The sequence below is a fragment of the Polaromonas sp. YR568 genome, assembly GCF_943371715.1.
Classification (GTDB): Bacteria; Pseudomonadota; Gammaproteobacteria; order Burkholderiales; family Burkholderiaceae_C; genus Polaromonas.
Genome location: NZ_CALRVW010000012.1, coordinates 37,848 through 58,383, shown reverse-complemented (window position 1 = coordinate 58,383; position 20,536 = coordinate 37,848). Strand labels below are relative to the sequence as shown.

19 protein-coding genes are annotated in these 20,536 nt (G+C 65.0%); 15 read left to right on the top strand and 4 right to left on the bottom strand.

The genetic code is table 11. The annotated features are described in order from the left end of the window. Positions 1–7: 7 nt before the first annotated feature. The 6 genes from AAG813_RS10740 (at position 8) to AAG813_RS10715 (ending at position 5,414) form a co-directional block, all read left to right on the top strand. A complete protein-coding gene (locus AAG813_RS10740; RefSeq protein WP_341914726.1) occupies positions 8–880 on the top strand; it encodes a branched-chain amino acid ABC transporter permease in 873 nt (290 codons plus the stop codon). Continuing rightward, positions 880–1,851 carry a branched-chain amino acid ABC transporter permease gene (locus AAG813_RS10735; protein ID WP_341914724.1) on the top strand — a complete coding sequence of 324 codons (972 nt, stop codon included), beginning with the start codon at positions 880–882 and terminating at the stop codon, positions 1,849–1,851. Before AAG813_RS10740 ends, AAG813_RS10735 begins: the two co-directional genes overlap by 1 nt. Continuing rightward, positions 1,848–2,618 (top strand): ABC transporter ATP-binding protein, encoded by a 771-nt coding sequence (locus AAG813_RS10730; RefSeq protein ID WP_341914722.1) that lies wholly within the window; start codon positions 1,848–1,850, stop codon positions 2,616–2,618. Before AAG813_RS10735 ends, AAG813_RS10730 begins: the two co-directional genes overlap by 4 nt. Then, positions 2,611–3,315 carry an ABC transporter ATP-binding protein gene (locus AAG813_RS10725; protein WP_341914719.1) on the top strand — a complete coding sequence of 235 codons (705 nt, stop codon included), beginning with the start codon at positions 2,611–2,613 and terminating at the stop codon, positions 3,313–3,315. Before AAG813_RS10730 ends, AAG813_RS10725 begins: the two co-directional genes overlap by 8 nt. A gap of 209 nt (positions 3,316–3,524) precedes the next feature. Continuing rightward, complete coding sequence (locus AAG813_RS10720; RefSeq protein WP_341914859.1) at positions 3,525–4,448, top strand: tripartite tricarboxylate transporter substrate binding protein; 924 nt, start codon at positions 3,525–3,527, stop codon at positions 4,446–4,448. A 63-nt stretch (positions 4,449–4,511) separates the two neighbouring features. Continuing rightward, positions 4,512–5,414 carry a DUF1932 domain-containing protein gene (locus tag AAG813_RS10715; RefSeq protein ID WP_341914716.1) on the top strand — a complete coding sequence of 301 codons (903 nt, stop codon included), beginning with the start codon at positions 4,512–4,514 and terminating at the stop codon, positions 5,412–5,414. Here AAG813_RS10715 and AAG813_RS10710 read toward each other — a convergent pair. Beyond that, on the bottom strand, positions 5,405–6,337 hold the full coding sequence (locus AAG813_RS10710) for a LysR substrate-binding domain-containing protein (RefSeq protein WP_341914715.1): 933 nt from the start codon (positions 6,335–6,337) through the stop codon (positions 5,405–5,407). The genes AAG813_RS10715 and AAG813_RS10710 overlap by 10 nt on opposite strands. 158 nt (positions 6,338–6,495) lie before the next feature. On the opposite strand from AAG813_RS10710, the gene AAG813_RS10705 reads away from it, so the two are divergent. The 9 genes from AAG813_RS10705 to AAG813_RS10665 all read left to right on the top strand — a co-directional run bounded on the left by AAG813_RS10705 (position 6,496) and on the right by AAG813_RS10665 (position 14,279). Beyond that, positions 6,496–7,188, top strand: coding sequence for a substrate-binding domain-containing protein (locus AAG813_RS10705; protein ID WP_341914713.1), 693 nt, complete (start codon positions 6,496–6,498; stop codon positions 7,186–7,188). Between the two features lie 44 nt (positions 7,189–7,232). Then, positions 7,233–8,261, top strand: a complete 1,029-nt coding sequence (locus tag AAG813_RS10700) for an amidohydrolase family protein (RefSeq protein ID WP_341914857.1) — start codon at positions 7,233–7,235, stop codon at positions 8,259–8,261. Between the two features lie 18 nt (positions 8,262–8,279). Continuing rightward, on the top strand, positions 8,280–8,963 hold the full coding sequence (gene ligK, locus AAG813_RS10695) for a 4-carboxy-4-hydroxy-2-oxoadipate aldolase/oxaloacetate decarboxylase (protein WP_341914710.1): 684 nt from the start codon (positions 8,280–8,282) through the stop codon (positions 8,961–8,963). 102 nt (positions 8,964–9,065) lie between these two features. Then, a complete protein-coding gene (locus AAG813_RS10690) occupies positions 9,066–10,001 on the top strand; it encodes a tripartite tricarboxylate transporter substrate binding protein (protein WP_341914708.1) in 936 nt (311 codons plus the stop codon). Between the two features lie 11 nt (positions 10,002–10,012). Beyond that, a complete protein-coding gene (locus tag AAG813_RS10685) occupies positions 10,013–10,927 on the top strand; it encodes an amidohydrolase family protein (RefSeq protein WP_341914704.1) in 915 nt (304 codons plus the stop codon). A gap of 2 nt (positions 10,928–10,929) precedes the next feature. Beyond that, on the top strand, positions 10,930–11,364 hold the full coding sequence (ligA, locus tag AAG813_RS10680; protein ID WP_341914702.1) for a protocatechuate 4,5-dioxygenase subunit alpha: 435 nt from the start codon (positions 10,930–10,932) through the stop codon (positions 11,362–11,364). 9 nt (positions 11,365–11,373) lie between these two features. Next, on the top strand, positions 11,374–12,228 hold the full coding sequence (locus AAG813_RS10675; RefSeq protein WP_341914700.1) for a class III extradiol dioxygenase subunit beta: 855 nt from the start codon (positions 11,374–11,376) through the stop codon (positions 12,226–12,228). 77 nt (positions 12,229–12,305) lie between these two features. Further along, the gene (locus tag AAG813_RS10670; RefSeq protein WP_341914698.1) at positions 12,306–13,259 is read left to right on the top strand and encodes a Gfo/Idh/MocA family oxidoreductase; all 954 of its coding nucleotides are present in this window, start codon (positions 12,306–12,308) and stop codon (positions 13,257–13,259) included. Between the two features lie 15 nt (positions 13,260–13,274). After that, positions 13,275–14,279, top strand: a complete 1,005-nt coding sequence (locus tag AAG813_RS10665) for an aldo/keto reductase (protein WP_341914855.1) — start codon at positions 13,275–13,277, stop codon at positions 14,277–14,279. Positions 14,280–14,417: 138 nt separating this feature from the next. Here AAG813_RS10665 and AAG813_RS10660 read toward each other — a convergent pair whose 3' ends face one another. The 3 genes from AAG813_RS10660 to dnaG all read right to left on the bottom strand — a co-directional run bounded on the left by AAG813_RS10660 (position 14,418) and on the right by dnaG (position 20,495). Beyond that, positions 14,418–15,554: an FAD-dependent oxidoreductase gene (locus AAG813_RS10660; protein WP_341914696.1), complete on the bottom strand. Its 1,137-nt coding sequence runs from the start codon at positions 15,552–15,554 to the stop codon at positions 14,418–14,420. Between the two features lie 234 nt (positions 15,555–15,788). Further along, positions 15,789–18,191: an RNA polymerase sigma factor RpoD gene (gene rpoD / locus AAG813_RS10655; RefSeq protein WP_341914695.1), complete on the bottom strand. Its 2,403-nt coding sequence runs from the start codon at positions 18,189–18,191 to the stop codon at positions 15,789–15,791. 333 nt (positions 18,192–18,524) lie between these two features. Then, on the bottom strand, positions 18,525–20,495 hold the full coding sequence (gene dnaG / locus AAG813_RS10650) for a DNA primase (protein WP_341914693.1): 1,971 nt from the start codon (positions 20,493–20,495) through the stop codon (positions 18,525–18,527). Positions 20,496–20,536 lie beyond the last annotated feature (41 nt).

The window sequence follows — 20,536 nt, the reverse complement described above, 5'->3', positions numbered from 1 at the left end:
CTACCTGATGCTCACCATCCTTTTTGACGGCATTGCCTACGGCATGCTGCTGTTTGTGCTTGCGGTCGGCCTGGCGGTCACCATGGGCCTGATGAATTTCATCAACCTCGCGCATGGCGCGTTTGCCATGGTTGGCGGCTACATCACGGTGCTGCTGATGCAGCGCCTGGGCGTGCCTTTCCTGCTGTGCCTGCCCCTTGCCTTCCTGGGCGCAGCGCTGCTAGGCGGGGTGCTGGAGCGCACGCTGTACCGGCCCATGTACGCCAGGCCGCACCTGGACCAGGTGCTTTTTTCCATCGGCCTGACCTTCATGGCCGTGGCCAGCATGGACTACTTCATGGGCTCGACCCAGCAGATCATCCAGCTGCCCGACTGGCTGCGCGGCCGCACCGAGATCGGCAGCGGCGCCTGGGTGCTGGGCATGGGCCACTACCGGCTGTTCATCATCGCCGTGTGTGCGGCGCTGACAGTTGCGCTGCAGTACGTGCTGGCGCGCACCCGTTTCGGCAGCCGCCTGCGCGCCTCGGTCGATGACCAGCGTGTGGCGGCCGGCCTGGGCATCAATGTCAATGTGGTGTTCCTCTCCACCTTTGCCGTCGGCTCGGGTCTCGCCGGCCTGGGCGGCGCGCTGGGCGCCGAAGTGCTGGGGCTGGACCCGACCTTTCCGTTGAAATTCATGATTTACTTTTTGATCGTTGTCGCCGTCGGCGGCACCTCGTCCATCACCGGGCCGCTGCTGGCGGCGCTGCTGCTGGGCATTGCCGACGTGGCTGGAAAATACTACATGCCCAAGCTCGGCGCCTTCATCGTCTACAGCCTGATGATCGTCATCCTGATCTGGCGCCCGCAAGGCCTGTTTGTGCGCAAGGGGGGCAAGTGATGACCAACGCGACCCAGAAATCCCTGCTCCACAGCTCGCGCCTCAAGCCTTGGGAGCCGGTGCTGTGGCTGCTGGCCTTTGCCTCGCCGCTGCTGCTGTCCAGCCACGCGCTGATCATCAACGAGATCGCCATCGTGGCGCTGTTTGCCATTTCGCTGGATTTGATCCTGGGTTACACCGGCATCGTCTCGCTGGGCCATGCGGCGTTTTTCGGCATGGGCGCCTATGCGGCGGCCCTGTTTGCCAAACACGTGATGCCCGATCCGCTGGTCGGCCTGGCCTTTGCGATCGGTGTCTCGACCCTGCTCGGCGCGATCTGCAGCCTGACCATCATGCGTGGCAGCGACCTGACGCGGCTGATGGTCACGCTGGGCATGGGCCTGATTTTGATGGAGCTGGCGAACCGGCTGGACTGGCTCACCGGCGGTGCCGACGGCCTGCAGGGCGTGGTCATGGGGCCGCTGCTCGGCACCTTCGAGTTCGACCTGTCCGGCCGTACCGCGGCGTATTACTCGCTGTGTATCGGCCTGGTGTTTTTTGTGCTGGCCCGGCGCCTGGTGCATTCACCGTTCGGCGCCACGCTGATGGCGATTCGCGACAACCGCCTGCGCGCCATGGCCATCGGCATTCCCGTGCATTCGCGGCTGGCGCTGGTCTACACGGTCTCGGCCGGTGTGGCCGGTGCGGCGGGCGCCTTGCTGGCGCAGACCACCGGTTTTGCCTCGCTCGACGTGTTCGACTTTCACCGCTCGGCCGACGTGATGCTGGTGCTGGTGGTCGGCGGTGTCGGCTGGCTGTACGGCGGTATTGTCGGTGCGGTGGTGTTCAAGCTGATGCAGGACACCTTGTCGAGCATCACGCCGCAATACTGGACCTTCTGGATCGGCCTGTTCCTGGTGGTGCTGGTGCTGGTCGGGCGCGAGCGCCTGCTGCGGCCCTGGACCTGGGTCAGGAAGCGGGGCGGCGCATGACGCAGACCGTGCTTCAGGCCAGCGGCCTGGTGATGCGTTTTGGCGGCATCACGGCGACCAACAACGTCACGCTGAATTTGCAACAAGGCGCGCGCCACGCGCTGATCGGCCCGAACGGTGCCGGCAAGACGACGCTGATCAATCTGCTGACGGGCGTGCTGCAGCCGACCGAAGGGCGCATCACCCTGCTCGGTGAAGACATCACGCAGCTGGCGCCGCACCAGCGTGTGCAGCGCGGCATGGTGCGCACCTTCCAGATCAACCAGCTGTTCGACTCCCTGACCCCGCTGCAGACGCTGGCGCTGACGGTGTCGCAACACCAGGGCCTGGGTCTGCGCTGGTGGCAGGCGCTGGGGCGCAACAAGGTAGTGAGCGAGCGCTGTGCGCAGCTGCTGGAACAGTTTCATCTGACCGAGGTGATGGACCAGCCGACCCGCGTGCTGGCCTACGGCAAGCGCCGGCTGCTGGAAATTGCGATTGCGCTGGCCTGCGAGCCGCGCGTGCTGCTGCTCGACGAACCGGTGGCCGGTGTGCCGGCCGGTGAACGCGAGGAACTGCTGCAAACCGTGGCGGCCCTGCCGGCCGACGTTTCGGTGCTGCTGATCGAACATGACATGGACCTGGTGTTCAGCTTTGCCACCCGCATGACGGTGCTGGTCAACGGCACGGTGCTGACCGAAGGCGACCCGGACCAGATTGCCAACGATCCCGAAGTCAAGGCGGTCTACCTGGGTCATGGCGAGGAAGCGGGAGCCAGCCATGACTGAACTTCTGAAGGTCGAAGGCCTCAGCGCCGGTTATGGCGAGGCGGTGGTGCTGCAGGGCGTGTCGCTGTCGCTGGACGAAGGCAAGACGCTGGCGCTGCTGGGGCGCAACGGCACCGGCAAGACCACGCTGATCAACACGCTGGCCGGCGCCACGCGCCAGCACGGCGGCAGCATCACGCTGGCGGGCAAGGCGCTGCACAAGATGGCGCCGCATGAACGCGCGGCCGCCGGCATAGGCTGGGTGCCGCAGGAGCGCAACATCTTCAAGTCGCTGACGGTGCACGAAAACCTGACCGCGGTGGCGCGGCCGGGCCGCTGGACGCCGGACCGGGTCTACGAGATGTTTCCGCGCCTGGGCGAACGCAAGAACAACCTGGGCACGCAGCTGTCGGGCGGCGAGCAGCAGATGCTGGCAGTCGGCCGCGCGCTGGTACTCAACCCGCGCCTGCTGCTGCTCGACGAGCCGCTCGAGGGCCTGGCGCCCATCATTGTCGAGGAGCTGCTGCTGGCAATTCGCCGCGTGACGCGCGACGAGGGGCTGTCGGCCATCATCGTCGAGCAGCATCCGCAGGCGATCCTGAGAATCTCCGACAGCGCGGTGGTGCTGGACCGCGGCACGGTGGTGCATGCCGGCACGGCGGAAGAGTTGCTCGAGCAGCCGCAACTGCTCGAGCAGCTGCTCGGCGTGGCGCGCTGACCCTGCCTTGTCATGGATGGGTTGTTGATTTGCTACTGAATTGATAGCTGGTTGCGCATAGCCGATAAGGGCTGAAGGCACTTTTTATTCATGTTTCCGGCGGAGCAGCTCCTGCTGCGCTGCCGGATGGACCAAAATGGCGCGATGCCAACGATCGCGAGGACACCATGATTTTTAAACGCCTGGCCGGCAGCCTGCTGGCCTGCCTGATGCTGGCCCTGCCGGCCGCAGCCCAGACCTTTCCCAGCAAGCCGATCCGCATCGTTGTGCCCTTTGGGGCCGGCGGCGTGGCCGACCTGACGGCGCGCACAGTGGCGCAAAAACTCAGCGAGTCGCTGGGCCAGCCGGTGGTGGTCGACAACAGGCCCGGCGCCGGCGGCGTGGTCGCCGGCGAGATGGTGGCCCGGGCCGAGCCCGACGGCCACACCCTGCTGCTGATGTCCAACGGCACGGCAGTCAGTGCGGGTTTGTTCAAGTCGCTGCCGTTTGACGCGGTGCGCGATTTCGCGCCGGTCTCCACGCTGGGCTTCTTTGACATTGCCGTGGTGACGCCCGCCGATTCGAAATTCAAGACCCTGGGCGACTTGCTGGCTTTTGCCAAGGCCAACCCCGGCAAGCTCAATATCGGCAGCATCAACATCGGCAGCACGCAAAACCTGGCGGCCGAGCTTTTCAAGATCAGCTCTGGCGCCGATGTGCAGATTGTTCCGTTCAACGGCACGCCGGCGGTGGTCACGGCCCTGCGTGGCGGCCAGATCGACGCTGCGGTGGAAATCCTCGGCCCCATCCTGCCGCAGATCAGGGCCGGAGCCCTGCGCGCGCTGGCCGTCACCGGCGACAGGCGCGCCGCCGTGCTGCCCGAGGTGCCGACCGCCAAAGAAAGCGGCCTGCCCACTTTTCTGGCCTCCAGCTGGAACGCGCTTGCCGCGCCGGCCAAAACGCCGCCCGGCGTGATCGCGCGCTTGAACCGGGAGGTGGTGGCCGCCGTCAACGCACCGGAGGTGCGCAGGAAGCTGGCCGAGCTGAATGTCGAAGCGCGCGGCAGTTCGCCCGAACAGGCGGCCGAACTGCTGGCCGGTGAAACCAGGCGCTGGGGCGAGGTGATCCGGCGTGCCAGGATTCCGACACAGTAAAGAAGCGCATGAAGCGATCGGGCCGGCGACAAGGCGGACCCATCAACCACAGGAGAAAGATCCGTGAAGTTTGAACATATCGGCATGGTGGGTTATGGCGAGGTCGGCAAAATTTTCACTGTCGGCCTCAAGAACCGGGTGGCGGGCATCAGCGCCTGGGACCTCAACTTCGAGGCGCCGGCCCAGCGCGAGACGCAGCGCGCCCATGCGGCGCAGGCCGGTGTGGCGGCGTGCGCGTCCATGGCGGAGCTGTGCGGGCGGGCCGACCTGATCATTTCGGCGGTCACGGCGTCCAGCACGCTGGCCGTGGCGCAGGCGGCCGCTGCCCATGTCCGGCGCGGCACGATTTTTCTGGACCTCAATTCCGCATCACCCGGCACCAAGCAGCAGGCCGCGGCCCTGATCGACGCTGCGGGTGGGCACTATGTCGAAGCCGGCGTGATGACCTCGGTGCCGCCTTACGGCATCAAGGTGCCCATGCTGCTGGGCGGCGCGCGTGCGGCCGAACTGGCCGGCGTGCTCGCGGCCTGGGGCATGGATGCGAAGATGGTCAGCGAAAAGCTCGGCGTGGCCAGCGCCATCAAGATGTGCCGCAGCGTGATGATCAAGGGCCTGGAGGCGCTGGTGATCGAGAGTTACACCACGGCGCGCGCCTACGGCGTCGAGGACCATGTGTTGCCGACCCTGGCCGAAACCTTCCCCAGCATCGACTGGGAGAAGCAGGGCGCCTACTTTTTCAGCCGCGTGGTGCAGCACGGCCAGCGCCGTGCCGAGGAAATGCGCGAGGCGGCCAACACCGTGCGCGAGGCCGGCGGCGGCTTCGAGCCCTTCATGGCCTCGGCGATTGCCGACAAGCAGCAGTGGGTGGCCGACCAGGCCAGGGCCGGCGTGTTTGCCGGCCTGGGCAAGGACGCCCGCTGGCAGGACTACGCAGACCGACTGCTTCAGCAACCGGGTCAGGCATAAGGCTTGATGGCCTCGACCACCACCGACTTGACCACCTCGACTGCCATTTTCTGCGTGTCGGTGCTGGCGCGGCGCGAGGAACGCGCCAGCATCAGCTCGCTCATGATGCGCGGGGAGTGGATGCTGCGCAGCAGGAAGGGCTCGGGATCATCGACGTTGCTCAGCGTATAGCTGGGCAAAACGGCATGGCCCATGCCTTCCTTGACCAGGCTCAGGATGGCGTTCAGGCCGTCCACCTCCAGCGTGATCTGCGGCTTGCGGCCTATCGTGATCATGTCGCTCTCGATCAGGATGCGGAAGGCATTCGGGCGGCTCGGCAGGATCAGGGGCAGGTCGGCCACCTCGGCCAGGCTGATGGGCTGACGCTTGCCGGCCCGGCCTTTTTTCGCCGCACCGGCCTTGATGCTGGTCTTGGGGGAAATCAGCACCAGCTCTTCGGTGTGCAGGGTGGTGATGTCCAGCTCGGGTGAACGCTCGGAGTTGTAGAGCACGGCCATGTCGAGGTTGCCCACACGCAGGCCCTCGTGCATCAGCACGGAAAAGCCTTCGGTCAGCGTTAGCTGGGCGTGCGGCAACTGCTGACGGAAAGCCCGGGTGAGCGGCACTGTGATGAGTTTCGACAGGCTGGGCGGCAGGCCGATGGACACCCGTCCTGCCAGGGCGCCACGGGCGGCGCCCAGTTCTTCGCGGGCCACCTCCACCTGGTGCAGGATGCCGCGCCCATGCTTGAGCAGCAGCTTGCCGGCTTCCGTCGGGATGGCGCCGCGCCCATTGCGGGTCAGCAGGTTCTGCCGCAGCTCCACTTCCAGCAGGCGGATCTGGCGGCTCAGCGCCGGCTGGGCAATGTCCAGCGCAATCGAGGCGCGCGTGAAGCTGCCGAGTTCGGCCACGCGCACAAAATATTCAAGCTGCTTGAGGTCCATGAGGGGAGGGTGGCGGGTGGTTTTGCGGTGTCCTGAATGGATATAACAGGCGTCGATCAATGCCGGTATGTTATATCAGCTAGAAACCGCGCTGCCTTGGCGACAGGCGGGGCCATGGTCACAATCAATGGCATGACCCTCCACGCTGACTGACCGCCATGACGACCGAACTCAAGGGCATTTCCTCCATGGCCACCCGCCTGGTGCTGGCCGATCTGGTGACGGCTTTCGAACAGCAATCGGGCTGCCGCGTGGCCATCGAGTCGGTGGGAGGGGTCGATGCGGCCAGGCGCGTGCAGGCCGGCGAGGCCTTTGATGTCGTCATCCTGGCGTCCGACGCGATCGACAAGCTGATCGCCTCCGGCCATGTGCTGGCCGGCAGCCGGGTGGACCTGGTCCGCTCGGGCGTGGCCGTGGCGGTGCGCGCCGGTGCGCCCAGGCCCGACATCTCGACGGAGGACGCATTGCGCGATGCCATGCGCGCCGCGCGCAGCATCAGTTACTCGACCGGGCCCAGCGGCGTGGCGCTGGCCGGCCTGTTCGAGCGCTGGGGCATCGCCGGCGAGATTCAGAGCCGCATCGTGACACCGCCGCCAGGCATTCCGGTCGGTTCACTGGTGGCGCGTGGCGAGGTCGAGCTGGGCTTTCAGCAACTGAGCGAGCTGATGCACCTGGAGGGCATCACCGTGCTGGGCCCCTTGCCGCCGGCCATCCAGATCATCACCACTTTTTCTGCCGGCGTGTGCAGCGGCACGCGCCACGCCGACGCGGTGCGCGCCATGCTGGCCTTCATGAACACGCCGCAGGCCGCCGAGGCCAAGCGCCGCCAGGGCATGGACCCCGCCGCCTGACAGACACCCCCTTGCATTCCCAGGAGACCTTTATGAAAAAATCATTGATCATCGACTGCCACGGCCACTACACCACCGCGCCCAAGGCGCTCGAAGAGTGGCGCAACCGGCAGATAGCCGGCATCAAGGACCCGGCCATGATGCCCAAGGTGGCTGAGCTGAAGATCAGCGACGACGAGCTGCGCGAGTCGATCGAGACCAACCAGCTGCGCCTGATGAAAGAGCGCGGCAGTGACATCACGCTGTTTTCGCCGCGCGCCAGCTTCATGGCTCATCACATCGGTGACTTCAATGTCTCGTCCACCTGGGCGGCCATCTGCAACGAACTCTGCTACCGTGTCAGCCAGCTCTTCCCCGACAACTTCGTGCCGGTGGCGATGTTGCCGCAGTCGCCTGGCGTCGATCCCGCCACCTGCATCCCCGAGCTGGAAAAGTGCGTGAAAGAGTATGGCAACGTCGGCATCAACCTCAACCCCGATCCTTCGGGCGGCCACTGGACCTCGCCGCCGCTGTCCGACAAACACTGGTACCCGATCTACGAGAAGATGGTCGAGTACGACATCCCCGCGATGATCCACGTCTCCACCTCCTGCAACGCGTGTTTTCACACCACTGGCGCGCACTACCTGAACGCCGACACCACGGCCTTCATGCAGTGCCTGACCAGCGATTTGTTCAAGGACTTCCCGACGCTGCGCTTCCTGATTCCCCACGGCGGCGGCGCCGTGCCTTACCACTGGGGGCGCTTCCGCGGCCTGGCGCAGGAGCTGAAAAAGCCGCTGCTGTCCGAGCACCTGCTCAATAACATCTACTTCGACACCTGCGTCTACCACCAGCCGGGCATCGACCTGCTCAACACGGTGATCCCGGTGAAAAACGTGTTGTTTGCCTCCGAGATGATTGGCGCGGTGCGCGGCATCGACCCTGAAACCGGCAACTACTACGACGACACCAAGCGCTACATCGAGGCCAGCAAGATCCTCAGCGCCGACGACCGCCACCAGATCTACGAGGCCAATGTGCGCCGTGTGTTTCCGCGCCTCGATGCGCGCCTCAAGGCCAAGAGCCTGTAATTGAAGGAAGGACGAACCATGACCACCTTGGGAATTGTCAAACGCAACATCGTGCGCGCCGACCAGGCCGCCGTCGACCGGCTGACCCGCCTGGGCGCCGCCACCGTGCACGAGGCCATGGGCCGCGTCGGGCTGATGAAGCCCTACATGCGCCCCATCTACCGCGGCGCACAGGTGTCGGGTACCGCGGTGACCGTGCTGCTGCACCCCGGCGACAACTGGATGATGCATGTGGTGGCCGAGCAGATCCAGCCCGGCGACATCGTGGTGGCGGCCCTCACCGCCGACAACTGCGACGGCTTCTTCGGCGACCTGCTGGCCACGTCCTTCATGGCGCGTGGCGCCCGGGCGCTGGTGATCGACGCCGGCGTGCGTGACGTCAAGACGCTCGAGGAAATGGGCTTTCCGGTCTGGAGCAAGGGCATCAGCGCCAAGGGCACGATCAAGGCCACGCTGGGTTCGGTGAACATTCCAGTGGTGTGCGCGGGCGTGAACGTCAACCCGGGCGACGCGGTGGTGGCCGACGACGACGGCGTGGTCGTGGTGCCGGCCGAGTGGGTGAAAAAGGTGGCCGACGCTGCCGAAGCCCGTGAAGCCAACGAAGGCGAAAAACGCGCCAAACTCGCCGCGGGCGTGCTGGGCCTGGACATGTACAACATGCGCGAGCCGCTGGCCAAGGCCGGCCTCAAGTACATCGACTGAGACTTTTTTCTTCTGTTTTTTTATAGCCTGTTTAACCTGGTCATCCCCATGTTCATTACACCCCTTTGTTTGTTACGCAGGCTGGCCCCGGGGCTTGCCGCGGTGGCAGTCTTCGCCGCGCCGCTGCTGGCGTCGGCCCAGTCCTATCCCGCCAAACCGGTCAAGGTGGTGGTCGGCTACTCGGCTGGCGGCGCGGTCGATGCCGTGGCGCGCACCGTGGGCCAGGCCATGTCGGCCAGCATGGGTCAGACCTTTGTGGTGGAAAACAAGCCGGGGGCCGGCACCAACATCGCCGTCAAGTCGGTCATCGCAGCCGATCCCGATGGCTACACCCTGATGATGGCGGCCAATGCCCTGGCCGCGAACATGGCGCTGTACCAGCCCGCCCCCTTCGATGCCGAGCGCGACCTGGTGGCGGTGTCGCTGATCGGGCGGGTGCCGGTGGTGATCGCCGCCAATGCCAGTGCCCCGTATGCCAACATCCAGCAGCTGATCGCCGCCGCCAGGGCCAAGCCGGGCAGCATTTCATTCGCCAGCCCGGGCAACGGCTCCACGCCGCACATGGCGGTGGAGTTCTTCAAGCGTGCGGCTGGCATCTCCCTGCTGCACATTCCTTACCGTGGTGGTTCGCAGGCGCTGACCGACGTGATCGGCGGCCAGCTGCCGCTGGTGGCCGTCAATGCACTGGAAGTGCAGCCGCATGTGAAGAGCGGCAAGCTCAAGGTGCTGGCGGTGCTGAGCACCAACCGTTCTGCCATCTTTCCGGATGTGCCGACCATTGCCGAGTCCGGCTTCCCCGGTTTTGAAGCCTCGGTCTGGTACGGCCTGGTGGCGCCGGCCGCGACGCCCAAGGCCATCGTGACCCGGCTCCATGCCGAAGTGCAGAAAGCCCTGCAGACCAAGGAAGTGCGTGAGCGCATGACCCAGGTCGGCGGCGAGGTCCTGCCCGGCAGCGCCGAAATGTTTGCCGCCCTGATCCGCTCCGAACGCCAGCGCTACGAAAAGCTGGTGCGCGAAGCCAACATCAAACCTGACTGAGACCGATCAAGATGACCCAGGAATTCACCAAAACGCCAGGCTGGCTCGACTGGTACGCCGGCCCGTCCAAACCACGTTTCAAGCTGCCCGCCGGTGCGGTGGACGCGCATTGCCATGTGTTCGGCCCGGGCGCGCAGTTTCCTTATGCGCCCGAGCGCAAGTACACGCCGTGTGACGCGTCCAAGGAGCAGTTGTTCGCGCTGCGCGACCACCTGGGCTTTGACAAAAACGTGATTGTGCAGGCCACCTGCCACGGCAGCGACAACCGCGCGCTGGTCGATGCGCTGCGGCATTCGGACAACCGGGCGCGCGGCGTGGCCACCGTCAAACGCGATGTGAGCGACGCGGAGCTGCAGGACATGCATGCAGCCGGCGTGCGCGGCACGCGGTTCAATTTTGTCAAACGCCTGGCCGACTTCACGCCGCGTGAGGTGTTGCTGGAAATCGCCAACCGCATTGCGCCGCTCGGCTGGCATGTGGTGGTGTATTTCGAGGCGCAGGACCTGCCCGAGCTGTACGACTTTTTCACCGCGCTGCCAACCACGGTGGTGGTGGACCACATGGGCCGGCCCGACGTGAGCAAGCCGGTGGACGGCCCCGAGTTCGAGCTGTTCGTCAAGATGATGCGCGAGCACGAGAACATCTGGAGCAAGGTCAGCTGCCCCGAGCGTCTCAGCGTGAGCGGCCCGCCGGCGCTGAAAGGCGAGCAGAACGCCTACCGCGATGTGGTGCCGTTTGCCCGGCGCCTGGTCGAGACCTTTCCCGACCGTGTGCTCTGGGGCACCGACTGGCCGCACCCCAACCTGAAAAACCACATGCCCGACGATGGCCTGCTGGTGGACTACATTCCCCATATCGCCACCACGCCCGAATTGCAGCACAAGCTGCTCGTTGACAACCCGACCCGGCTTTACTGGGGAGACTGATCATGTCACTTGAAAAACCCTACCTTGACGTCCCCGGCACCACCATTTTTGATGCCGAGCAATCCCGCCTGGGCTACCACCTGAATCAGTTCTGCATGTCACTGATGAAGGCGGAAAACCGCGCCCGCTTCAAGGCCGATGAACGCGCCTACCTCGACGAGTGGCCCATGACCGAGGAGCAGAAGCAGGCAGTGCTGGCGCGTGACCTGAACCGCTGCATCAAGGCTGGCGGCAACATCTACTTCCTGGCCAAGATCGGCGCGACCGACGGCAAGAGCTTCCAGCAGATGGCAGGCAGCATGACCGGCATGACCGAAGAGGAATACCGAGACATGATGATTGCCGGCGGACGCTCCGTCGAGGGCAACCGCGTGGTCGGTGAAGACGGGACCGCGCAGGCCCAGCACCAACCCCAAGGCAAAGCCGGGAAGAAATGAGAATCTGACATGGCCAAAATCACTGCATCCGTTTACACCTCCCACGTGCCCGCCATCGGTGCGGCTCTTGACCTCGGCAAAAGCGGCGAGCCTTACTGGCAACCCGTGTTCAAGGGTTACGACTACTCCAAACAGTGGCTCAAGGACAACCCGCCCGACGTGATCTTTCTGGTCTACAACGACCACGCCACGGCCTTCAGCCTGGAGATGATTCCGACCTTTGCCATCGGCACGGCGGCCGAGTTCACGCCGGCCGACGAGGGCTGGGGTCCGCGCCCGGTGCCCAAGGTCATCGGTCACCCGGAACTGGCCGCGCACATTGCGCAGTCGGTGATCCAGCAGGACTTCGACCTCACCATCGTCAACAAGATGGACGTGGACCATGGCCTGACCGTGCCGCTGTCGCTGATGTGCGGCCAGCCGCAGGCCTGGCCCTGCCCGGTGATTCCGTTTGCCGTCAACGTGGTGCAGTACCCGGTGCCGTCGGGCCGGCGCTGTTTCGAACTGGGCAAGGCCATCCGCAAGGCGGTGGAGAGTTTTGACAAGCCGCTCAATGTGCAGATCTGGGGCACGGGCGGCATGAGCCACCAGTTGCAGGGCCCGCGCGCCGGCCTGATCAACAAGGAGTTCGACAACGCCTTCCTCGACCAGCTGATTGCCGACCCGGAAGGCCTGGCCGGCAAGCCGCACATCGACTATGTGCGCGAAGCCGGTTCCGAAGGGATAGAACTGGTGATGTGGCTGATCGCCCGCGGCGCCATGTCCGACGTGGCCGGTGGCCCCGCGCCCAAGGTTGCCCACCGCTTTTACCATGTGCCCGCATCGAACACCGCGGTGGGCCACCTGATTCTGGAAAACAAGTAACCCCCCGTTCGGGCTGAGCCTGTCGAAGCCTTGCCCTTCGACAAGCTCAGGGCGAACGGACACCAAGGAAAGTAATCATGACCAAAACCATCAAAGTCGCATTGGCTGGCGCAGGCGCCTTCGGCATCAAACACCTGGACGGCATCAAGAACATCGACGGCGTGGAAGTCGTCTCGCTGATCAGCCGCGACCTGGAGAAGACGAAAGAAGTCGCCGCCAAATACGGCATCGCCCACGTCAGCACCGACCTGGCCGACAGCCTGGCGCTCAAGGAGGTGGACGCCGTCATTCTGTGCACGCCGACGCAGATGCATGCCGAGCAGTCCATCGCCTGCATGAAGGCGGGCAAACATGTGCAGGTGGAGATCCCGCTGGCCGACACCCTGAAGGGCGCTCAGGAGGTGGTGGCCCTGCAAAAGCAGACCGGCCTGGTTGCCATGTGCGGGCACACGCGCCGCTTCAACCCCAGCCACCAGTACGTGCACAAGGAAATTGCGGCGGGCCGCTTCAACATCCAGCAGATGGATGTGCAGACCTATTTCTTCCGCCGCAGCAACATGAACGCGCTGGGCCAGCCACGCAGCTGGACCGACCACCTGCTGTGGCACCATGCAGCCCACACGGTGGACCTGTTCGCGTACCAGTGCGGCAGCCCCATCGTGAAAGCCAATGCCATCCAGGGGCCGATTCACCCGGCGCTGGGCATTGCGATGGACATGAGCATCCAGCTCAAGGCCGCCAACGGTGCGATCTGCACGCTGTCGCTGAGCTTCAACAACGACGGCCCGCTGGGCACCTTCTTCCGCTACATCGGCGACAGCGCCACCTACATCGCGCGTTACGACGACCTGTTCAACGGCAAGGAAGAAAAAATCGACGTCAGCAAGGTCGACGTGTCCATGAACGGCATCGAGCTGCAGGACCGCGAGTTCTTCGCCGCCATTCGCGAGGGCCGCGAGCCCAATTCCAGCGTCGCCAAAGTATTGCCGTGTTACCAGGTGCTGCACGATCTTGAGCAGCAACTGAAGTAAACCATGCCCAACGCTTTGCCAACCCGCCGCATCGGCCCCTTCGACGTCTCGGCCATCGGCCTGGGCTGCATGAACCTGAGCCACGCCTACGGTGCGCCGCCGTCGGCGGAGCAGGGCGAACGTCTGCTGCTGGCCGCGCTCGATGCCGGCGTCACGCTGTTCGACACGGCGGCGCTGTACGGCTTCGGCGCCAACGAGACGCTGGTGGGCAAGGTGCTGTCAAAGCACCGCAGCCGCTTCACGCTGGCCAGCAAGGGCGGCATGGCGGGTGTGCAATTCGAGGACGGTATCAAACGCGTGATCGACGGCCGGCCCGAGACCATCCGCAAGAACTGCGAAGACAGCCTCCAGCGCCTGCAAACTGACGTGATCGATCTTTACTACCTGCACCGCTGGGACAAGAAGGTGCCGATCGAGGACAGCGTGGGCGCCATGGCCGAGCTGGTGCGCGCGGGCAAGGTGCGGGCCATCGGCCTGTCCGAAGTGTCGGCTGCCACCTTGCGCAAGGCCCAGGCGGTGCACCCGATTGCCGCCGTGCAGACCGAATACTCCCTGTGGACGCGCAACCCCGAGATCGCGGTGCTCGATGCCTGCCGCGAGCTGGGCGCGGCCTTTGTGGCCTTCAGCCCGGTGGCACGCGGCTTTCTGTGTGATGCGCTGCATGACGTGAGTACGCTCCAGCCCAAGGACATCCGCAGCGCCATGCCGCGGTTTACACCCGACAACTACGCGGCCAACCTCCAGCTGCTGCCGCCCTACAAGGCTTTGGCCGCAGAGGCCGGCTGCACCCCGGCCCAGCTCGCGCTCGCCTGGCTGCTGCACAAGGCGCCGCACATCGTGCCGATTCCCGGCACCACCAGCGTCGAGCATCTGCACGACAACCTCGGCGCGGTGAAGGTCCGGCTGGACGCCGGGCTGCTGGCCAGGCTGGAAGCGCTGGTCAACCAGCGTACCGTCACCGGTCACCGCTACAGCGCGCAGAGTGCCAGCGAAGTGGACACCGAGGAATTTGCCGCCTGAGCGGATTCGGGGACGGGGCGTGCTATTTTATTGATAGCTGCTGGCGCATGATCCGCAAGGGTTGACGGCCTTTTTTGCTTGAAAGCCTGAGCCCGATGCGGCGTCGGCCAGCGCTGGCGCCGCTGGACCGCGCGCGGGTCAGGCCGCCCTGTCCAGCCTGGACGGGCTGAGCATGTCGGCCGTGAGGCCGAAGGCGGCGATGCGACCGGGAACGGGCAGGCCGCGCGCCAGCGCGGCGCAGGTCTCGCCCATGGCGGCCGAGGTCTGGATGCCGTAACCGCCCTGGGCCGCAACCCAGAAGAAACCCGGCGCCTGCGCATCGAAGCCGCCCACCAGGTCGCCGTCGGCGACGAAGGAGCGCAGCCCGGCCCAGGTGCGCGTGGGCCGGCGGATGGACAGCGTGGTCATCTCCTCGATGCGGTGGATGGCCAGGGCGATGTCCATTTCCTCGGGCTGCACGTCATGCGGCGCCACCGGGTCGGCATTGGCCGGCGAGCCCAGCAGCATGCCGGCGTCGGGTTTGAAGTACCAGTCCTCATCAACGCTGGCGGTCAGGGGCCAGCCGCCCGTGTCCAAGCCTTCCGGCGGCGCGAAGATGAAGGCCGAGCGCCGCCGTGGCTCCAGGCCGATGCCGGGCAGGCCGGCCAGGGCGGCGACCACGTCGGCCCAGGCGCCCGCGGCATTGAGGACGACGGGCGCTTCGTACACCTGGCCGCCCGCCTGCGCCCGCCACAGGCCGCCCACACGTGCCAGCGCGGTCACTTCCGCATCACACACCACGCGGCCGCCGGCGCGGCGCAAGCCGCGCAGATAACCCTGGTGGATGGCGTGCACGTCCATGTCGGCGGCGTCGGGCTCGTACACCGCGCCCAGCACCTTGCCGGGCCGTAGCACGGGAACTTTGGCGCAGGCGCCTGCGCTGTCCAGCAGCCGCGCATGCGGCGTCATGGCGCGCAGGACGTCCCAGTGCGCCGCGAGCAGTGCATCCTGTCCGTGGGTCGCCACCATCATGGCGCCGCGCGGGCCCAGCAGCGGGTGTTCGGCAAAGCCCTCCGGCGGCGACTGCAGGAAGGCCCGGCTGGCCATGGTGAGGGCGCGCACCTGGGGCGTGCCATAACTCTCCATGAACAGCGCGGCCGAGCGGCCGGTGGAATGGTAGCCCGGCTGCGGCTCCCGCTCGAACAGGGTGACGCGGCCGTGCGGGGCCAGCCAGTAGCCGACGGAGGCAGCGGCGATGCCGCCGCCGATGATGAGGAAGTCGGTGGGTTCAGACATGTCGTGCAGCACTCATGGCAGTTGGGTGAACGAGTTCGGTCAGTGCCAAGTGTAGGGTGGCGCAGGCGCAAGCCGCTTGCGTGGAGCAAGTTGCTATCAATCGAGAAGCACCCCGGCTAGAGCCCGTGCGGGCTGCAGCTCATTCCATGCACCAAAAACAACGCCCCGGACCGCTGGGGGCGGGCCGGGGCGCTGGGTTGCCGTTGCCGCTTGCGTGGCAACGAGACCGGGTGCTTAGAGCGTGTCGATGAAGCTGCGCAGCTTGTCCGAACGCGAAGGGTGCTTGAGTTTGCGCAGCGCCTTGGCTTCTATCTGGCGGATGCGTTCACGCGTCACGTCGAACTGCTTGCCAACTTCTTCCAGCGTGTGGTCAGTGGACATCTCGATGCCGAAACGCATGCGCAGCACCTTGGCTTCGCGCGGTGTCAGGCTGTCGAGGATGTCTTTCACCACATCGCGCAGGCCGGCCTGCATCGCTGCTTCCAGCGGTGCGGTGTTGGCGCTGTCCTCGATGAAGTCGCCGAGGTGCGAATCGTCGTCGTCGCCGATCGGTGTTTCCATCGAGATCGGCTCTTTCGCGATCTTCATGATCTTGCGGATCTTGTCCTCGGGAATCTCCATCTTCTCGGCCAGGATGCTGGCGTCGGGCTCGAAGCCGAACTCCTGCAAGTGCTGCCGCGACAGGCGGTTCATCTTGTTGATGGTCTCGATCATGTGCACCGGGATACGGATGGTGCGCGCCTGGTCGGCGATCGAACGCGTGATCGCCTGGCGAATCCACCAGGTGGCGTAGGTCGAGAACTTGTAGCCGCGGCGGTATTCGAACTTGTCGACCGCTTTCATCAAACCGATGTTGCCTTCCTGGATCAGGTCCAGGAACTGCAGGCCGCGGTTGGTGTATTTCTTGGCGATCGAGATCACCAGGCGCAAGTTGGCCTCGATCATCTCTTTCTTGGCGTCACGCGAGTTGGTCTCGCCTTCGTTCATGCGCTTGTTGATGTCCTTGAGCTGGGCCAGCGGCACGACCACACGGGCCTGCAGTTCACCGAGCTTGGTCTGCAGTTCCTGGATGGGCGGGATGTTGCGCGCCATCACGGTGGACCAGGGCTTGCCGGAGGCGACCTGTTTCTCGACCCATTTCAGGTTCAGCAGATTCGGCGGGAAGTCCTTGATGAAAATTTCCTGCGGCATGCCGCATTTTTCGACAATGATCTTGCGCAGTTCACGCTCTTTCTTGCGCACGTCCAGCACCTGGCCGCGCAGCAGGTCGCACAGTTTTTCAATCGTCTTGGCGGTGAAACGCACGGTCATGAGCTCGTCGCTCAGTGCCTTCTGGGCTTTCGTGTACGCGGGTGTGCCCCAGCCTTCCTTGTCGTAGGTCTTGTGGACTTTTTCGAACAGGGAGGCGATGGTGTCGAAGCGGCTCAGTGCTTCCTTTTTCAGCTCTTCGAGCTTTTTGGTCAGCGCCTTGGAGCCGCCCTTGCCGTCGTCGTCGTCTTCCTCGTCAAACTCGTCAAAGTCTTCCTCGGCCACGTAGTCGTCGGCTTCGTTGGGGTTGGAAAAGCCGTCCACCACGGTGGAGATGACCACCTTGCCTTCGCGGATGTCCTCGCCCAGGCGCAGGATCTCGGCAATCGTGGCCGGGCTTTCGGAGATGGCTTCCATCATCTTCATCAAGCCGCCTTCGATGCGCTTGGCGATCTCGATCTCGCCCTCGCGCGTCAGCAGCTCGACCGTGCCCATTTCACGCATGTACATGCGGACCGGGTCGGTGGTGCGGCCGAACTCGCTGTCCACGGTGGACAGCGCTGCTTCGGCGGCTTCCTCGGCTTCCTCTTCGGTGGAGCCGGCGGGCGCGTTGGCGGTGATCAGCAGGGTTTCTGCATCGGGTGTCTGCTCGTACACGGCCACACCGAGGTCGTTCAGGGTGACGATCACCGCGTCCAGTGTTTCGGCGTCGATCAGCTTGTCGGGCAGGTGATCGGAAATTTCGCCGTGGGTCAGGTAGCCGCGGGTCTTGCCGAGCTTGATCAGTGCCTTCAGGCGGGCACGGCGCTTGGCCATGTCTTCTTCGGACAGGACGGTCTCGTCCAGGCCGAACTCTTTCATCAAGGCGCGTTCCTTCGCCTTGCTGATCTTCATGCGCAGCGGCTTGACCTTTTCGGTCGTTTCCACCACCGGTTCGCCGACCAGATCGTCCTCGATGTCGGACATGTCCTCGTCGCCGTCACCCTTGATGGCCACCTTGGGCTTGCGGCCGCGCTTGGCGCCGCCGGCTTCCACCGCAGCAGCGGGGTTTTTCGGCGGGCGACCGGGTTTCTTTTTCACGGGCACGTCGGTGCCGGCTGTGGTCGGGGTGACCTTCAGCTCGGCTTCTTTTTTGGCAACGGGTTTGGCGGTGGAGGCGGGTGACTTGGTCGGCACAGGGGGCACTTTCTTGACAGGCTTTTCAGATTTCAGGGGCGCTTTGCTGGCTGCATCTTTTTTGCCAGGAACAGGTCTGGAGATGGCGGTTTTTCCGGGTTTTTCAAGCGGCTTGCCGGCTGTCTTGCTGACCGGCGGTCGGACGGCAGCCTTGGCTGGCGCCTTGGGCGGGGTCACGGTTTTGGCAGTCTTGCTGGACTTTTGAGCAGGCATGGCGAACTCCCCCGGTGTGAAACTTTCCTCAACAGACTTGGGTTCCTGACGCCCGACAGCGGTCGGACTACAGGCACAAAAAATGCCCGCGCCGGATGGCTGGGCATTCAGGAATCCGGCGGACTTGAGAGGTGACTCAAGCCCGTCAGGCTCCACAGCAAGTTGTTTGGGCGAACATTTGGTGTGCAGTCCTTGCGGGGAGGTGGCCCTTCAACCTGTGAGGTCCCGTTCTTGCGGGGGGCTGGTACCGGAGGTGCTGCTGTCGCGCTTGCCGTAGCGGAAAATCGGATTATACCCTGATGCCTCATTTTTGGGCAACAAAAAAGGGCCAAATCAGCTATTTTTCAGCAGGGCGGACAACTCTTCGTAACGCTGCCTGGCCGCCGGTTCAGCCAGCACCCGGGGCAGCAAATCGACCATTTCCTGCTGGCGCTTGAGCTTGAGGAGCTGGTCCAGGATGGCGCGGACCTCGCTCCAGTCGCACTCGATGCCCTCGTGGAGCTGGGCGATCTGGTCTACCGCGTATTTTTCCTGGGGGTGTTCGCGCAGCCCCTCGCGCAGGGCCGCCCAAGGCTGCGGACCGTGTTCATGCAGCTGGCTCTCCAGCCAGACGAACAGCGGCCCGTGCGGCGCCGGCAGATCCGACAGCAACACGTGTTCTTCGCCGCTGAGTTTGTCCCAGCTTTGCGGGTCGGTCAGCATCAGCCGCAGCACCCGGTCTTCCCGGCCGGCCGGCAGCACCCGACCAGCGATGCGCCGCGGCGGGCGGCTGGTGCCGGGCTTGGCGCCGAAGCTGCGGCCGGCGGACCCGCCCGCCGCGGACAGGGCGGGCAGCGACGCGGCGTACGCGCCTTCGTCGTGCAGGTCGGCAAAGTTGCCGGAAAACTCCTCGAAATGCGGAACAGCATCCGCATATTCAGGCTGTTTTGGCCGCTGGCCCTTGCCCGGTGGGCGGGAACTGCTATTGTTTTTATAGTCCCTTGCACTCGCGGGCTGCCAGATCTGCAGCAGTTCGCGGCTGTCGATCAGCACGGTGTCGGCGATCTCGGCCAGCAACTGGTGCTTGAGCGTGCCGTCTGGCAGCAGGCTCCACAGCGGGCGCGCATTGCTGGCCATGTGGGCGCGGCCTTCGGCGGTGTCGAGGTCGCAGCCTTCGCCGGCGGCGTCGAGCATGAATTTGCTCAGCGGCACGGCCTTGGCGACATAGGCGGCAAACCCGTCCTGGCCGTGTTCGCGGATGTAGCTGTCGGGGTCGTGTTCGGCCGGCAGGAACAGGAACTTGACGGTACGCACGTCGGTGGCAAAGGGCAGGGCGGCGTCCAGCGCCTTGCGCGCGGCGCGCCGGCCGGCATTGTCGCCGTCAAAGCTGAAGACCACCGAATCGGTGAAGCGGAACAGCTTTTGCACATGGTCGGCGGTGCAGGCCGTGCCCAGGGTGGCGACCGCGTTGGCAAAACCGAGCTGGGCCAGCGCCACCACATCCATGTAGCCCTCGGTGACCAGCGCGTAGCCGTGTTCGCGCAGGGCGGTGCGCGCCTCGAACAGGCCGTAGAGCTCGCGGCCCTTGCTGAACACCGGGGTTTCGGGCGAGTTCAGGTACTTGGGTTTTTCGTCGCCCAGCACCCGGCCGCCGAAACCTATGCATTCGCCCTTGACGTTGCGGATCGGAAACATGATGCGGTCGCGGAAGCGGTCGTAACGTTTGGCCTCGCCCTGCGCGTTTTCCTCGCCAGGCTCGCCGGTGATGACCAGGCCGCTTTCCACCAGCAGCGGGTCGTTGTAGTCGGGAAACACGCTGGCCAGCGCGCGCCAGCCTTCGGGCGCGTAACCGAGGCCGAAGGTCTTCGCGATTTCGCCCGACAGGCCGCGGCCCTTGAGGTAGTCGATGGCGCGCGGCGCGTTGCGCAGGTGCTTGATGTAGGCGATGCCGGCTTTTTCAAGCACGCTGGTGAGCGTGGCCTGCTGCTCGCGTTGCTGGGCGGCGCGGGCGCGCTCCTGCGGCGAGACGTCGTCTTCCGGCACTTGCAGGCCGTATTGCTGGGCCAGGTCTTTCACGGCCTCGACAAAGGTCATGCCGCCGTGCTCCATCAGAAAGCTGATGGCGTTGCCGTTTTTGCCGCAGCCGAAGCAGTGGTAGAACTGCTTGGACGGGCTAACGCTGAAGGAGGGTGATTTTTCGCCGTGGAAGGGGCACAGCCCCATGAAATTGGCGCCGCCCTTCTTGAGCTGCACGTAGCGCCCGACGATGTCGACCACGTCGGCGCGCGCCAGCAGTTCCTGGATGAATGATTGGGGAATGGCCACGGCTGTATTGTGCCTTCAGCGCCGGATTTTCCTCGAAATGA

What these genes read in the sequence shown, in the direction of transcription:
- rpoD (WP_341914695.1), bottom strand. Translation starts at nt 18,191, where the DNA reads ATGCCTGCTCAAAAGTCCAGCAAGACTGCCAAAACCGTGACCCCGCCC.
- AAG813_RS10675 (WP_341914700.1), top strand. Translation starts at nt 11,374, where the DNA reads ATGGCCAAAATCACTGCATCCGTTTACACCTCCCACGTGCCCGCCATC.
- AAG813_RS10670 (WP_341914698.1), top strand. Translation starts at nt 12,306, where the DNA reads ATGACCAAAACCATCAAAGTCGCATTGGCTGGCGCAGGCGCCTTCGGC.
- AAG813_RS10740 (WP_341914726.1), top strand. Translation starts at nt 8, where the DNA reads ATGCTCACCATCCTTTTTGACGGCATTGCCTACGGCATGCTGCTGTTT.
- AAG813_RS10725 (WP_341914719.1), top strand. Translation starts at nt 2,611, where the DNA reads ATGACTGAACTTCTGAAGGTCGAAGGCCTCAGCGCCGGTTATGGCGAG.
- AAG813_RS10705 (WP_341914713.1), top strand. Translation starts at nt 6,496, where the DNA reads ATGACGACCGAACTCAAGGGCATTTCCTCCATGGCCACCCGCCTGGTG.
- AAG813_RS10730 (WP_341914722.1), top strand. Translation starts at nt 1,848, where the DNA reads ATGACGCAGACCGTGCTTCAGGCCAGCGGCCTGGTGATGCGTTTTGGC.
- AAG813_RS10720 (WP_341914859.1), top strand. Translation starts at nt 3,525, where the DNA reads ATGCTGGCCCTGCCGGCCGCAGCCCAGACCTTTCCCAGCAAGCCGATC.
- AAG813_RS10735 (WP_341914724.1), top strand. Translation starts at nt 880, where the DNA reads ATGACCAACGCGACCCAGAAATCCCTGCTCCACAGCTCGCGCCTCAAG.
- AAG813_RS10685 (WP_341914704.1), top strand. Translation starts at nt 10,013, where the DNA reads ATGACCCAGGAATTCACCAAAACGCCAGGCTGGCTCGACTGGTACGCC.
- ligA (WP_341914702.1), top strand. Translation starts at nt 10,930, where the DNA reads ATGTCACTTGAAAAACCCTACCTTGACGTCCCCGGCACCACCATTTTT.
- ligK (WP_341914710.1), top strand. Translation starts at nt 8,280, where the DNA reads ATGACCACCTTGGGAATTGTCAAACGCAACATCGTGCGCGCCGACCAG.
- AAG813_RS10710 (WP_341914715.1), bottom strand. Translation starts at nt 6,337, where the DNA reads ATGGACCTCAAGCAGCTTGAATATTTTGTGCGCGTGGCCGAACTCGGC.
- AAG813_RS10660 (WP_341914696.1), bottom strand. Translation starts at nt 15,554, where the DNA reads ATGTCTGAACCCACCGACTTCCTCATCATCGGCGGCGGCATCGCCGCT.